General features: G+C 70.7%; 15 protein-coding genes. 3 read left to right on the forward strand and 12 right to left on the reverse strand.

Going from position 1 to position 12,694, the window contains the following annotated elements; all coding sequences use genetic code 11:
• Window positions 1–17 precede the first annotated feature (17 nt).
• The 3 genes from AC0IY1_RS03540 to AC0IY1_RS03550 all read right to left on the reverse strand — a co-directional run bounded on the left by AC0IY1_RS03540 (window position 18) and on the right by AC0IY1_RS03550 (window position 2,838).
• The gene (locus AC0IY1_RS03540) at window positions 18–1,124 is read right to left on the reverse strand and encodes an alkene reductase (protein ID WP_055956416.1); all 1,107 of its coding nucleotides are present in this window, start codon (window positions 1,122–1,124) and stop codon (window positions 18–20) included.
• Window positions 1,125–1,277: 153 nt separating this feature from the next.
• The gene (locus tag AC0IY1_RS03545) at window positions 1,278–1,868 is read right to left on the reverse strand and encodes a hypothetical protein (RefSeq protein WP_471767783.1); all 591 of its coding nucleotides are present in this window, start codon (window positions 1,866–1,868) and stop codon (window positions 1,278–1,280) included.
• A gap of 85 nt (window positions 1,869–1,953) precedes the next feature.
• Entirely contained in the window at window positions 1,954–2,838 is an 885-nt protein-coding gene (locus tag AC0IY1_RS03550) for an HpcH/HpaI aldolase/citrate lyase family protein (RefSeq protein ID WP_471767786.1), read from the reverse strand.
• A gap of 206 nt (window positions 2,839–3,044) precedes the next feature.
• Between AC0IY1_RS03550 and AC0IY1_RS03555 the strand changes: the two genes are divergently transcribed.
• Window positions 3,045–3,374, forward strand: a complete 330-nt coding sequence (locus AC0IY1_RS03555) for a DUF167 domain-containing protein (RefSeq protein WP_471767788.1) — start codon at window positions 3,045–3,047, stop codon at window positions 3,372–3,374.
• Window positions 3,375–3,400: 26 nt separating this feature from the next.
• Here AC0IY1_RS03555 and AC0IY1_RS03560 read toward each other — a convergent pair whose 3' ends face one another.
• The 8 genes from AC0IY1_RS03560 to AC0IY1_RS03595 form a co-directional block, all read right to left on the reverse strand.
• The gene (locus tag AC0IY1_RS03560; RefSeq protein ID WP_471767789.1) at window positions 3,401–3,739 is read right to left on the reverse strand and encodes a hypothetical protein; all 339 of its coding nucleotides are present in this window, start codon (window positions 3,737–3,739) and stop codon (window positions 3,401–3,403) included.
• Window positions 3,740–3,783: 44 nt separating this feature from the next.
• The gene (locus AC0IY1_RS03565; protein ID WP_055956431.1) at window positions 3,784–4,155 is read right to left on the reverse strand and encodes a tRNA-binding protein; all 372 of its coding nucleotides are present in this window, start codon (window positions 4,153–4,155) and stop codon (window positions 3,784–3,786) included.
• 6 nt (window positions 4,156–4,161) lie between these two features.
• Window positions 4,162–4,986, reverse strand: coding sequence for an FTR1 family iron permease (locus tag AC0IY1_RS03570; protein WP_055956433.1), 825 nt, complete (start codon window positions 4,984–4,986; stop codon window positions 4,162–4,164).
• Window positions 4,987–5,035: 49 nt separating this feature from the next.
• Window positions 5,036–6,421, reverse strand: coding sequence for a 4Fe-4S binding protein (locus AC0IY1_RS03575; protein WP_471767961.1), 1,386 nt, complete (start codon window positions 6,419–6,421; stop codon window positions 5,036–5,038).
• Window positions 6,422–6,512: 91 nt separating this feature from the next.
• Window positions 6,513–6,854 (reverse strand): cupredoxin domain-containing protein, encoded by a 342-nt coding sequence (locus AC0IY1_RS03580; RefSeq protein ID WP_103710412.1) that lies wholly within the window; start codon window positions 6,852–6,854, stop codon window positions 6,513–6,515.
• Window positions 6,855–6,859: 5 nt separating this feature from the next.
• The gene (locus AC0IY1_RS03585; protein WP_055956604.1) at window positions 6,860–7,423 is read right to left on the reverse strand and encodes an iron transporter; all 564 of its coding nucleotides are present in this window, start codon (window positions 7,421–7,423) and stop codon (window positions 6,860–6,862) included.
• 186 nt (window positions 7,424–7,609) lie between these two features.
• Window positions 7,610–8,983 carry an MATE family efflux transporter gene (locus AC0IY1_RS03590; RefSeq protein ID WP_471767792.1) on the reverse strand — a complete coding sequence of 458 codons (1,374 nt, stop codon included), beginning with the start codon at window positions 8,981–8,983 and terminating at the stop codon, window positions 7,610–7,612.
• 59 nt (window positions 8,984–9,042) lie between these two features.
• Window positions 9,043–9,516 carry a gamma-butyrobetaine hydroxylase family protein gene (locus AC0IY1_RS03595; protein ID WP_055956443.1) on the reverse strand — a complete coding sequence of 158 codons (474 nt, stop codon included), beginning with the start codon at window positions 9,514–9,516 and terminating at the stop codon, window positions 9,043–9,045.
• Between the two features lie 225 nt (window positions 9,517–9,741).
• Between AC0IY1_RS03595 and moaA the strand changes: the two genes are divergently transcribed.
• Window positions 9,742–10,779, forward strand: coding sequence for a GTP 3',8-cyclase MoaA (gene moaA / locus AC0IY1_RS03600; RefSeq protein ID WP_055956447.1), 1,038 nt, complete (start codon window positions 9,742–9,744; stop codon window positions 10,777–10,779).
• Window positions 10,780–10,855: 76 nt separating this feature from the next.
• Entirely contained in the window at window positions 10,856–11,722 is an 867-nt protein-coding gene (locus AC0IY1_RS03605) for an NAD(P)-dependent oxidoreductase (protein ID WP_471767963.1), read from the forward strand.
• On the opposite strand, the gene miaA is transcribed toward AC0IY1_RS03605, so the two are convergent.
• Window positions 11,700–12,692 (reverse strand): tRNA (adenosine(37)-N6)-dimethylallyltransferase MiaA, encoded by a 993-nt coding sequence (miaA, locus tag AC0IY1_RS03610; protein ID WP_471767794.1) that lies wholly within the window; start codon window positions 12,690–12,692, stop codon window positions 11,700–11,702. The genes AC0IY1_RS03605 and miaA overlap by 23 nt on opposite strands.
• Window positions 12,693–12,694 lie beyond the last annotated feature (2 nt).

Consider the following 12,694-nt stretch of genomic DNA (forward strand, 5'->3'; position numbering starts at 1 on the left):
GGCGGTGAACGCCCCGCTCAGCGCTTGATCGCCACCGGGCCGTTCATGCCCGGCCAGTCCGAGTAGCCGTTGGCGCCGCCGCCGTACCAGTAGGGCTTGGGCGCCTCGGCCAGGGGCGCTCCGCTCGCCATCCGCTGCACGAGATCCGGGTTGGCGATGTAGGGGCGACCGAAGCTGAAGAGGTCGGCGCGGCCGGCCGCGAGGTCCTTCTCGGCCAGCTCCAGGGTGTACTGGTTGTTGCCGATATAGGCGCCCTTGAACCGCTCGCGGATCTGGCCGAAATCGACCGAGTCCGGCACGTCGCGGGTCTGCTGCGTCACGCCCTCGATGGTGTGGACGTAGAGCAGGCCGAAGGCGTTCAGGGCCTCCACGTAGGCGCCGAAGGTCGCCTTCGGGTCGCTGTCGAGGGGGGTCTTGCCGGGCTCGGTGGTCGCGGGCGACAGGCGGATGCCGACGCGGTGACCGCCGCCCCAGACCTCCGTCACCGCCTTCACCACGGCCAGCGGGAAGCGCAGGCGGTTCTCGATCGAGCCGCCGTACGGGTCGGTGCGGTGGTTGGTGGAATCGCGCACGAACTGCTCGAGCAGGTAGTTGTTGGCCGAGTGGATCTCGACGCCGTCGAAGCCGGCCCGCTTGGCGTTCTCGGCCGCCCGGCGGTAATCCTCGACGATACCCGGGATCTCGTCCGTTTCCAGCGCCCGCGGCGTGACGTGGGGCTGCATGCCGGATTCCGTGAAGGCCGTGCCCTCGGGCTTGAGCGCCGAGGGCGCCACCGGCAGCTGTCCGTCCGGCTGCACGTCGGGATGCGAGATCCGGCCGGTGTGCCAGAGCTGCAGGAAGATCAGGCCTCCGTTGGCGTGGACGCCGGCGGTGACGGGCTTCCAGGCCTCGACCTGTGCGTCGCTCCAGATGCCGGGGGTGTAGGCGTAGCCGACGGCCTGGGGCGAGATGTTGGTGGCCTCGCTGATGATGAGGCCGGCATTGGCACGCTGCGCGTAATAGTCCACCGCGAAATCCGGCGGCACCCCTTCGGTGGAGGAGCGGCTGCGGGTGAGCGGCGCCATCACGACGCGGTTCTTCAGGGTGAGATCGCCCAGGGTGAAGGGCGCGAGGATCGGGCTCATGCGGTCGTCAATGTCCTGGCTGGGGCGCAGCGCGCGGCGGCGCCGGGTTCAGCCGGGACAAGCGGCAGCGCCGGAGGGTGTTCCGCCCGTGGGTCCGGACGCAGCCCTGCCCTGCTGCGCCGGTCGCTCCGGGAGAACGCTCCGGGAGGGCGCTCAGCGCTCCACCCGCCCGCCATGGGCGACGACGCGCGCGAGCATCGTCTGGCCGAGCACGTGCTGGCGGACGTCGAGGTGGGTGATGTCGACGGTGTATGCGTCCGGCGCGCGACGCCCGAGCAGGCCGGTGCCCCCACGATCGAACAGGGGTCGTGGCGGAAGGGGCGTCCGCAGGCTCAGGCGAACGGACGCGGCCTTGCCCCGGACGAGGCGCGCCGCCGCCACGTCCGTCCAGCGAATCGTCTGGCCGGAACGCCCGTCGGTGACGCCGTCGGCATCGACGACGAGGGTCGGCCCGGCGCGGGTGAAGTCTTCCAGACCGAACAGCGCCCGCGGCATGAAACAGAGCAGCAGGAATGCCAGGGCGCCCAGGACCAGCGCCGATCCGCCGGAATCGGCCGCGACTGCGGCGTACCAGAGCAGCATCACGAACAGCACCAGCGTGGGCATCATCAGGCCCCACGCGATGGCGGTGACCGCGGCCTGCCCGAGGGTGCGGGCCCGGGCGATCAGGGGGAGCCGCACCGGGATCGGCGGGATGTTGTAGGTCCGCGAGAAGGTGATCTCACCAGGGATCTCGACGATCATCGGGCCGCCTCCGCCCGCAGGCGCGGCGCCGCCGGACCGATCCGGGCTCTCCGGTGCCTCGGGCTCCACGGTGACTCGGGCTCGCTCAATACCCCTTCGCGGCGATCGCCTCGCGCCAGTTCACCGCCCGGCGGGCCATGCCGATGTGCTGGCGCTCGTACATGCGGCCCTCGATCTTGATCGCGCCGCGCTTGGCGTTCTCCTCGCGGTCGAAGGCCTCGATCACCAGGCGGGCGCGGCGGACCTCCTCGTCGGAGGGGGCGAAGCAGGTGTTGGCCGGCTCCAGCTGGTTGGGATGGATCAGGGTCTTGCCGTCGAAGCCGAGGTCGCGGGCCTGCTGGCACTCGGCCCGGCAGCCCGCCACATCCTCGATGTCGTTCCAGACGCCGTCGAGGATGGTCAGGCCCTCGGCCCGGGCGGCCGCCAGGGTGAACATCATCCAGGGCAGCATCGGCACGCGGCCGGGCACGAGCTGGGCCCAGGTATCCTTGGCGAGATCGTTGGTGCCCAGCACGAAGCAGGTCAAGCGAGTGCGCCGGTCGCGCTGCGCCTTCGCGATGTCCTGGATGTTGAGGATCGCGGCCGGGGTCTCGATCATCGCCCAGACGGCGATGCTCTCGGGCGCGTCGAGGGCTTCGAGGTGGTTGGCGATGCTCTCCAGCACGGCCGGCGAGGACACCTTGGGCATCAGGATCGCGTCGGGGCGGGCCTGGATCGCCGCCTTGAGGTCGGCCTCGCCCCAGGGCGTCTGGGGGGCGTTGACGCGGATGATGATCTCGCGCTCGCCGTAGCCGCCGCCCTTCACCGCGGCACAGACCTGCTCGCGGGCGACATCCTTGGCGTCGGGCGCCACGGCATCCTCGAGGTCGAGGATCAGCGAGTCGGCCGCCAGGGTCTTGGCTTTGTCGAGCGCCCTCTGGTTCGAACCGGGCATATAGAGCACGCTGCGGCGCAAGCGGAGGTCGGACATCTGGCGTTCCCGTGATTTTCACTGAAGCTTAGTGCAACACGTTGGGCGGGACACCCCGATACGGTCGGAATGGCGTGGCATTCCAGTGATTTTGTTGCAACGCACGCGGCGCAAGCGGCTCGCCCCGGTTCCTCGACGCGGATCTCGGGCTGGGGGCTGGAGGATCGGACGTGATCCCGGATCAGATCCGCGGGGACGGGAAACGGATGAGCGCGCCTTACCAGGTGACCCCGGACGGCGTGCGCCTTGCCCTGCGGCTGACACCGCGGGCGAACCGTGACGGGCTGGACGGTCTGGTGGCGGATGCGGAGGGGCGGGTCGCCCTGCAGGTCCGGGTGGCCGCGCCGCCCGTCGAGGGCGCCGCCAACGCGGCGCTGATCGCCTATCTCGCCAAGACCCTGAAACTCCGCCGGTCCGAGATCCGGATCGTCTCCGGCGAGACCGCCCGCCTCAAGATCGTCGCCCTGTCCGGCGACGGCCCGGCTCTGGTCGCCCGACTGGCCGACTGGACCCGGGATGCCCCCTTGCGCCGCTGAGCGGGACGCCGCTGAGCCCGACGCCCCTAGTGGCGGAGCGGGGCGGTGAGGCTGAACACCACCGTGTAGTCGGGGTTCTCGACAACCGGGTCGTCGGGCGAGAGCTGATACGATCCGGGATCGGCCGCCTCGATGGCCTCGAGGATCGGCACCATGGTGAAGGGCGCGGCGCCGTCGAACGGCCGGATCGTGATCCCGGCATCGGCATCCACCGTCTCGACCCGGCCGAAGACCTGCTCGCGACGGATCAGGGTTCCGTCATGGTCGAGATAGGTGATGCCGACGAAGAGCGTCGCGCCGATCAGCTGATCGGCGAACCCGTCGTCCCACTCGATGCCGGATTCGTCGTGTCCGAGGTCGCTCATGCGGACAGGGATGGCGAAAAACCGACCGTCCGGCAACCCGCCCCTCAGAACAGGCGGCTGCCGTTCGGCACGGCCTGATCCGGGCGGAACAGCACCACGGCGCCCTGCGGATCGGCAAATCCCAGGGTGAGCACCTCCGACAGGAACTTGCCGATCTGGCGCGGCGGGAAGTTCACCACGGCGGCGACCTGTCGGCCGGGCAGGTCCTCGGCCCGGTAATGCTCGGTGATCTGTGCGCTGGAGCGCCGGGTGCCGATCGCCGGCCCGAAATCGATCACCAGCTTCAGGGCCGGCTTGCGCGCCTCGGGGAACGGCTCGGCCGAGACGACGGTCCCGACGCGGATGTCCACCGCCAGGAAGTCGTCGAAGGTGATGGCCGGGGCGGCCGGCGCGTCGGCGGCGTGGGTGACGTGCATGGGCGCTCAGGCCGTGCGGAGCTGGCGGCGCTTGCCGGCCGACGAGACCTGCATCAGCGCGACCATGACCAGGATGGTGCCGAGATAGACCAGCACCTGCATGGCGCTGGGGCGGTCGGTGTACCCCACCAGGGCGTGGAGCACGCGGCCGACGAGACTGTCCTCCCGCAGGACGGCGGAGGTGTTCCACAGGGGCCGGTCGAGCACGGTGATCAGGCCCGCATTGGTGAGGAACTGAGCAGCCTGCGCCGCCAGGCCCGCCGCCAGCAGGACGATGAGGCCGCTCGTCACCGAGAAGACGTAGCGGGTCGGGATCGCGGCGAGGCCGAAATAGCTGACCGAGGAGGTCGCCGCGCCGACGGCGACGCCGGCCAGGGCACCGAACTGGATGTCCGGCCCGGACGTGCCGGAGGCCACGAGGCCGTAGAGGAACAGCACCAGCTCCGCGCCCTCCCGCAGGATCGCGGCGCCGACCACCAGCGCGAGGCCGGCGGCCGTGCTCTGGCCGGTGCGCACCGCCTCGCCGGCGGCCCGCAATTCGCCCGCGAGTTCGCGCCCGTGCTTGGCCATCCAGGTGTTGTGCCAGATCAGCATCAGCACCGCGACGATGAGCACGGCGGCGTTGAGGATCTCCTGCCCCGCGCCCTCGAAGGCGTCGGAGATGCGCTCCGCGAAGAGCGCCACCAGGGCCGCGCCGGCAAGGCCGCCGAGGACGCCGAGGGCGATCCAGCGGCCGCGCCCGGCGATGCCGCGGGTGGCGGCGAGCACGATGCCGATGATGAGGCCCGCCTCGATGACTTCGCGGAAGGCGATGACGAAGGCTCCGATCATGCGGAGGATTCCTTTTCGTGGGTTCGCGGTCGCGGCCCTGGGAGCCGCCCTACCAGATCCAGAACAGCAGCACCCAGCCGGAGACCGAGAGGGCGCAGGCGGCGGCGATGCCGAGGGTCGCGCCGATGCGGCGCAGGCCCCGCGCCGAGAGGCCGGCCACCGACCAGGCGAGCCAGACGCTCCACAGGCTGGTGCCGAGGAGGAGCGCGGCGCGCATCTCCGAGACGTAGGGAATGAGGATGCCGTCGCCGCGCAGGAAGGTGACGGTGAGGGCCGAGAGGCCGAGGAAGACGCCGCAGCCCGCCACCGGGATCAGGGTCTGGGTCAGGTGGTGGAAGCGGCCACGCGACCAGCCGAGGGCCAGGGTGGCCAGGGCCACGAGGCCCGAGAGGGAGAGGCCGAGGACGATCGCGGCGGCGGCGATGTAACCGAGCAGGAGTCCGCCATCGAGCACGCTGAGCACGTCGTTGTGCTCGGGGTAGTTCGTCAGGATGTACCAGGGCAGCGTGGTCTCGAGGGGCCAGGTCGTGCCCCGCTCGATCAGCCAGGTGGCCAGGGCCTGCTTGACGTCGATGAACCAGGGGCTCGACGACCACTGGAAGGCACCGACGGCCAGACCCATCATGCCGAACAGGATCAGCATGGTCTGGTCGAGGCTCGGCTCGGTGCCGGCCACGTGGACGATCTCGTGGGTGGGGGAGCGCCGGGCGAGGCGCACCGAGCCCCGATAGCCGGAGCAGCGCCCGCACATGTGGCAGGCGCCGGCGCCGTTCATGGTCTTCACCGGCACCAGCGGTGCGCAGTTGAAGGCGTCTCCGCGCGGCTTGGGCGAGGTCGCCCAGGCGGCGTGATCGACCTGGAAGCTCACCGGCGCGAGCTTGGCGAGCACCGCGAAGACGCCGTTGACGGGGCAGAGATAGCGGCACCAGACCCGCTTGTTGCGGCCGTAGAGCAGCCCGACGATGATCGCCGCCACGGTGGAGCCGCCCAGCACCGCCAGCACAGGCTTGGGGTAGCCGTAGACGCTGACCATCTGGCCGTAGACCGTGGTCCCGGCGAAGGCCACGAAGGGCCAGCCGCCCCAGGTGATCCAGCGCGGCACGGCGCGGCCCAGGCTCCAGCGGCTGGCAAACTCGGTCAGCGCCCCCTCGGGGCAGAGGATGCCGCACCAGGCCCGGCCGACCACCACCATGCTCACCAGCACGAAGGGCCACCAGATGCCCCAGAAGGCGAACTGGGCGAAGACCGTCAGGTTGTTCCACAGGTGTGCACTGCGGTCGGGCAGCGGCAGGAAGGCCGGCACGGCGACCAGCACCAGGTACACGGCGACCACGCCCCACTGGATGGTGCGGATCGCACCGCCATGGCGCTGCATCCACTGCCCGAGATCCGCGAGCTTCGCGTCGATCCAGGCGTCCCGGGCGCCACCCGGCATGCGGGTTTCGCGCGGCGGGCGGACGTCGTGCGGCTTGAGGGACGTCGAGGCTGCCATTCCGGTTGGGTTCGCCAGGGTTACGGGTGCCGCTTCACTTCGCCACCAGGGTGGCCTTGGAGTTGGGGTGGAAATCGTCGAACACGTCGTAGCTGCCGGGATCGACGGTGCGGAACACGATGGAGGAGGTCGCGCCCGCGGCAAGCGCCTTCTCGCGCTTCAGTTCCAGGCTCTCGAACTCCACCGGGCTGGTGCCCGTGTTGGTGATCTCGAGCTTGAACCGGGTGTTGGCCGGCACCTCGATGACGTTCGGGGTGATGGTCCCGTCCTTCATCTCGACCTTGATGACCGGCAGATCCTCGGCGCGCGCCGGACCGGTGGCGGCGAGGAGACCGGCCGCGAGGGCGGCGGTCAGGGTTCGGCGGAGCACGGCCATGGGGCTCAGTAGGCTCCCTTCTTGCCGATACCCGCAAAGGTGAAGTCCTGGATCAGGTCGAAGGGCTTGAACCACTCGGCGACGCCGGTCTCCTTGTCGACGTGGCGGCCGAAATGGCTGTGCGGACCGGGCGGTGCGACGGTGAGCTTGAGACGATAGCGGCCGGGACCGGACAGCTTGACGTTGTCGCCGTAATGCGGGCCGTCATTGGCCACCATCGGCATCAGGGAACCGGTGACCTTCGGCCCGGTGGCCGCCTCGCCCTCCAGCTTGGTGATCTCGAAGCTGACCGTCAGGGACGGCACCCAGTCGCCCTCGGCGAAGCCGTTGCGGTTGTCCTTCGCGGCGTGGATGTCGGCCTCCAGATGGATGTCGGACGCCGCTGCGGCGCGCATCATGTCCGGCGGATCCATCTCGATCGGCTGCAGGTAGACCGCCCCCACCTCGATCCCGTTCTGGGTCACGTGCGGGCCGATGGGCGTCTCTTTCGCCTGGGCCCCGCTCCCGAGGGAGACGGCGCCGGCGAACAGGAGGGCCAGGGCGAGGGAGGAGCGGAGATTCTTGCGCATCGTCGCTAGCGCGTAGACCAGACGATAAAACAAGCAAAGAGGCTTTTTCGTCACGTTCCTTAATCAGAACAATTCCAAACTAAGCTTCTACCTGACCTCTTAAGTAAATCCGCCGCACGGTCCAGGCCGCTGCTCTTAAACGTCTCCGAAAAGCCAAATGCCGGCGTGCATCGCGCCGGAGCCGCGTCACGCAGGCGTGAATTCGCCCGCACGCTTATCCAGAGGGATCTGGCCGGTTCGCGGGAAGGTCCGGCGCGTCAGACCGGGATAGGCCAGGGCCTGGCTGATCCCGCGCCCGGCCAGCAGAATCAGGAACGAGAGCCAGAGACCGCCATTGCCGAGGCCGGCCGCGTGGGCGGCGAAGAGGGCCACGCCGTAGACCGCGCTCGCCACGAGCATCAGGTTGCGCATCGCCCGGGTCCAGGTGGCGCCGATATAGATGCCGTCGAAGGCGAAGGGCAGCGCCGCCATGAAGGGCGCCAGGGCCGCCGGCAGCAGGTAGAGCCGGGCCATGGCCCGCACCTCGGGGCTCGTGGTCACGGCGTCGATGAAGGCGTTTCCGGCCAGGAGAAACCCGCCCGCGATGGCGCCGCCGAAGGCGAGGCACCAGAGCAGGCTGAGGCGCGCGGCGCGGCGGAAGCGGGCCTCGTCCCGGGCCCCCACCGCCTGACCGCACAGGGTCTCGGCGGCGGTGGCGAAGCCGTCGAGGAAGAACCCGCCGATCATGAAGAGATTCCACAGGACGGCGTTGGCCGCCAGCACCACGTCGCCGGAGCGGGCGCCGAGCGCAGAGAACAGGGTGATGCAGCCCACCAGCAGCAGGGTCCGGATCATCACGTCGGCATTGACGCTGAGCATCCGGGCGAGGGCCAGGGGATCGCGCACCACCCGGAACGGCACCGCGAAGGGCCGCGAGCCCAGCCGCGCCAACAGGACCAGGCCGAGGCCCGCACCGGCCGCCTCCGCGATCAGGGTGGCGAGCCCGGCTCCGGCGACGCTCATGTCCGCCCCGAGGACCAGGGCCAGGGTCAGGACGATGTTGGTGAGGTTGATGGCGACCTGCAGGATCAGCCCGAGATCGGTGCGCCCGCGCCCCAGCACCGAGCCGAGGATGGCGTAGTTCGCCAGGGTGAAGGGGGCGGCGAAAATGCGGATGTGGAAATAGGCCGCCAGGGCGGCGATCACCGCGGGGCTCGCGCCGCTGAGGGAGAAGGCCGCCCGGCCGATCGGCCCCTGCAGCCCCACGATCACCAGCCCGACCACGACGGCGGCCGCGAGGGCCCGAGCCAGGGTCCGGTCGACCTCGGCCGGGTCGTCGGCGCCCACCGCCTGCGCGGTGAGCCCGGCGGTGGCCATGCGCAGCGAGCCGAACGACCAGAAGATCGCGTCGAAGATCACCGCACCCAGCGCCATCGCGCCGAGGAGCGCGGCATCGCCGAGCCGGCCGATCACGGTGGCGCCGACGAAGCCGAGGAGCGGCGTCGTCACGTTGGCGAGCGTCATCGGCAGCGCGAGCGCGAGGACGTGCCGGCTCGTCGCCGGGCTGGTCGAGGGCGTCATGGCGAAGGCGTCATTGCGAAGGGGTCCTGCGGCGGCCTTCCGGGCGGCGCTCGATCGGTTCAGTGGCAGCCGCAGCCGCTGCCGCAGCTTCCGCCGCCCTCGCTCGGGGCGGGGGCCGGCTTCGCGGCGCGGCGGACGGGATCGCGGCTCAAGCCCCGATCCTCGAGTTCGGACAGGTAGGTCGCCCAGCGGTTCCGGTACTCGCGCCCGAGATCGTAGAGGTAGCCCCAGCCGAACAGCCCGGTATCGTGCATGTCGTCGAAGGTCAGCTTGACGGCGTAGTTGCCGATCGGCTCGACCTTGAGAATCGCCACGTCGCGCTTGCCGCCGACGACCTTGCGCTCGGAGGGCGAGTGCCCCTGGACCTCGGCCGAGGGGCTCGAGACCCGGAGATACTCCGCCGGCAGGGCGAAGCGGCCGCCATCCTCGAAGGCGACGTTGAGCGTGCGCTTGTCGCCCGCGAGACGGATCTCGGTGGGCCAGCGCTCGGATGCGGCCGGGGCCGCGTGCGGATCGACAGCCTGTTGAGTCATGGTGGCTTCCTTCCGGCCGCGTCGGCCGCGTGGATCGCAGGAGACCGGCCTTGCAGCACACCGGCCTTGCAGGAGACTGACCTTGCAGGAGACCGGCCTTGCATGACCCCTGCGACCGACGCAAACTTGCCCGCGAGGGTGCGAGACCTCATATGACGTGCCATGCTAGGTTCGTCACGCGACCGCGCCAACGTTTCCTCACCCCAACAGAGCATAGAATCCCGCATGTGGGGTCCCCGCGCCACCAACGACGCTGCCCCGGTCGCACCTGCGCCGCTGATCGACCCGTTCCAGCGGGCGATTACCTATCTGCGCATCTCGGTGACCGATCGCTGCGACCTGCGTTGCGTCTACTGCATGTCCGACGACATGCAGTTCTTGCCCAAGCGCGACCTGCTCTCCCTAGAAGAACTGGACCGGCTCTGCGCCGTGTTCATCCAGCGCGGCGTGCGCAAGCTGCGCATCACCGGCGGCGAGCCGCTGGTCCGCCGCGACATCATGCACCTGTTCCGGCGCCTGTCCCGTCACCTCGACACGGGCGCCCTCGAAGAACTGACGATGACCACCAACGGCACCCAGCTCGGCCGCTTCGCACCGGAGCTGGCCGAACTCGGCGTGCGTCGCGTCAACGTCTCGCTCGATACCCTCGACCCGGACAAGTTCCGCGCGGTGACCCGACGGGGCGACCTCAAGGTCGTGCTCGACGGCATCGAGACGGCGCGCAAGGCCGGCATCAAGGTCAAGATCAACGCCGTGGCGCTGAAGGGCGTCAACGAGGACGAGATCGCCGACATGATCGCCTGGGCCCACGGCGACGGGATGGACATGACCCTCATCGAGGTCATGCCGCTCGGCGAGATTGAGGGTGACCGGACCGACCAGTTCCTGCCCCTGTCGGTGGCCCGCGCCCGGCTCGAGCAGCGCTACACCATGACCCCCCTGCCCGACCGCACCGGCGGCCCGGCCCGCTACGTCCGCATCGCCGAGACCGGCGGGCGCCTGGGCTTCATCACGCCGCTCACCCACAACTTCTGCGAGAGCTGCAACCGGGTGCGCCTGACCTGCACGGGCAAGCTCTACATGTGCCTCGGCCAGGAGGACGCCGCCGACCTGCGCGCGGCCCTGCGCGCCTCCCCGGACGACGCCCTGGTGACCCAGGCGGTGATCGACGCCATCGCGCGCAAGCCCAAGGGCCACGACTTCGTCATCGAGCGGGCGCGCCCGGCCGCGGTGCCGCGCCACATGAGCGTCACCGGCGGATAAGTCTCCGCATCGGTTTGACGCTCGGAAGTATCGCTCCTAGACCCCGTTCGTATTCAGGATACGAGCGGAGATGATGATGGCGAAGGTCGCGTTTCTGGGCCTCGGCGTGATGGGCGGCCCGATGGCCCGCCACCTCGCCGCCAAGGGTCACGAGGTCACGGTCTACAACCGCACGACCGCCAAGGCCGAGGCCTGGGTCTCGGCCCATGGCGGTGCCTTCGCGGCCACCCCGCGCGAGGCCGCGACGGGCCAGGCCATCGTCTTCGCCTGCGTCGGCAACGACGACGACCTGCGCAGCGTCACCCTCGGCGCGGACGGCGCCTTCGCGGGCATGGAGAAGGGCGCGGTCTTCGTCGACCACACCACCGCCTCGGCCGAAGTCGCCCGCGAACTCGCCGATGCCGCCAAGACCGCCGGCCTCGGCTTCATCGACGCCCCCGTCTCCGGCGGACAGGCGGGCGCCGAGAACGCGGCGCTCACCGTGATGTGCGGCGGCGAGGCCGAGACCTACGCGGCCGTCGAGCCCGCCATCCTGTGCTTTGCCCGCGCCAGCCGCCTGATGGGCCCGGCCGGCTCCGGCCAGCTCACCAAGATGGTCAACCAGATCGCCATCGCGGGCCTGGTCCAGGGCCTGTCCGAGGCGGTGCACTTCGCCAAGCGGGCGAACCTCGACGTCGAGGCCGTGCTGGAGGTGATCTCCAAGGGGGCCGCCGGCTCCTGGCAGATGGAGAACCGCGGCAAGACCATGAACGCGGGCAGGTTCGACTTCGGCTTCGCCGTGGACTGGATGCGCAAGGACCTCGGCATCCTGCTCGCCGAGGCCCGGCGCAACGGCGCCCAGCTCCCCGTCACCGCCCTGGTCGACCAGTTCTACGCCGACGTGCAGGGCATGGGCGGCAAGCGCTGGGACACCTCGTCCCTCATCGCCCGCCTGGAGAAGTAAGGCCCGGGGACGTCAGGCCCGGAGACGTCAGCGCCGCCCGCGCCCGCCCGAGGGCGTCCTCGGGCGGCGTCCAGAGCCAGTCGGTGCCCATCTGGTGCCGGAACCAGGTGAACTGGCGCTTGGCGTAGCGCCGGGTGTCGCCCTGCCCGCGCCGGATCGCCTCCGCCCGGGACAGCGTCCCGTCGAGATGGGCGATCAGGCCCGGAACCCCGTGGGCGCGCATGATCGGCAGCAGCGGGTCGAGGCGCCGGTCGCGCAGGGTCTCGACCTCGCCGAGCGCCCCTTCGGCGATCATCGCCTCGAAGCGGGCATCGATGGCCCGGCGCAGGGCCTCCCGCTCGGGCGCCAGGAACAGCTTCAGGAGCGGCAGGCCGGACAGAGGCCCGGGCGTGCGCGCCCCGTGGAAGTCCGCGATCGGCCGGCCGGTGGCCGCGAACACCTCGAGGGCGCGCATCACCCGCGCCCGGTCGCTCGGGCGCAGGGCCGCCGCCCCGGCGGGGTCGCGTCGGGCCAGGTCGGCGTGAAGGTCCTCTGTCGCCCGCCCCTCGGCCCGCGCGCGCAGGGCGGACCGGACGTCGTCCGGCACCGGCGGCAGCTCGGAGAGCCCCTCCTCCAGGGCCCGGAAGTACAGGCCCGTGCCGCCGACGAAGATCGGCAGGCGGCCGGCGTCGCGCAGCGCGGCGATCAGCGGCGCCGCCTCGCGGGCGAAGTGCCCGGCGGAGTAGTTCACCGCGCCGTCGACATGGCCGTAGAGGCGGTGGGGCGCGAGCCCCTCCTCGGCCGCGCTCGGCCGGGCGGAGAGCCGGCGCAGGTCGGCATAGACCTGCATCGAGTCGGTGTTGATCACCACCCCGCCGAAGGCGCGGGCCAGCGCCAGGGCCAGGCCCGACTTGCCCGAGGCGGTCGGCCCTGCGATGAGGATGCCCGCCGGCAGAAGAGGCGCGTGCGTGCGTTGCGTGACCGGCGGCACTG

The sequence above is a fragment of the Methylobacterium sp. AC690 genome, from assembly GCF_979256535.1.

Bases quoted from the DNA above. Each gene is read 5' to 3' on its own strand.
- AC0IY1_RS03540 (WP_055956416.1), bottom strand. From the start codon at position 1,124: ATGAGCCCGATCCTCGCGCCCTTCACCCTGGGCGATCTCACCCTGAAG.
- AC0IY1_RS03545 (WP_471767783.1), bottom strand. From the start codon at position 1,868: ATGATCGTCGAGATCCCTGGTGAGATCACCTTCTCGCGGACCTACAAC.
- AC0IY1_RS03550 (WP_471767786.1), bottom strand. From the start codon at position 2,838: ATGTCCGACCTCCGCTTGCGCCGCAGCGTGCTCTATATGCCCGGTTCG.
- AC0IY1_RS03555 (WP_471767788.1), top strand. From the start codon at position 3,045: ATGAGCGCGCCTTACCAGGTGACCCCGGACGGCGTGCGCCTTGCCCTG.
- AC0IY1_RS03560 (WP_471767789.1), bottom strand. From the start codon at position 3,739: ATGAGCGACCTCGGACACGACGAATCCGGCATCGAGTGGGACGACGGG.
- AC0IY1_RS03565 (WP_055956431.1), bottom strand. From the start codon at position 4,155: ATGCACGTCACCCACGCCGCCGACGCGCCGGCCGCCCCGGCCATCACC.
- AC0IY1_RS03570 (WP_055956433.1), bottom strand. From the start codon at position 4,986: ATGATCGGAGCCTTCGTCATCGCCTTCCGCGAAGTCATCGAGGCGGGC.
- AC0IY1_RS03575 (WP_471767961.1), bottom strand. From the start codon at position 6,421: ATGCCGGGTGGCGCCCGGGACGCCTGGATCGACGCGAAGCTCGCGGAT.
- AC0IY1_RS03580 (WP_103710412.1), bottom strand. From the start codon at position 6,854: ATGGCCGTGCTCCGCCGAACCCTGACCGCCGCCCTCGCGGCCGGTCTC.
- AC0IY1_RS03585 (WP_055956604.1), bottom strand. From the start codon at position 7,423: ATGCGCAAGAATCTCCGCTCCTCCCTCGCCCTGGCCCTCCTGTTCGCC.
- AC0IY1_RS03590 (WP_471767792.1), bottom strand. From the start codon at position 8,983: ATGACGCCCTCGACCAGCCCGGCGACGAGCCGGCACGTCCTCGCGCTC.
- AC0IY1_RS03595 (WP_055956443.1), bottom strand. From the start codon at position 9,516: ATGACTCAACAGGCTGTCGATCCGCACGCGGCCCCGGCCGCATCCGAG.
- moaA (WP_055956447.1), top strand. From the start codon at position 9,742: ATGTGGGGTCCCCGCGCCACCAACGACGCTGCCCCGGTCGCACCTGCG.
- AC0IY1_RS03605 (WP_471767963.1), top strand. From the start codon at position 10,856: ATGGCGAAGGTCGCGTTTCTGGGCCTCGGCGTGATGGGCGGCCCGATG.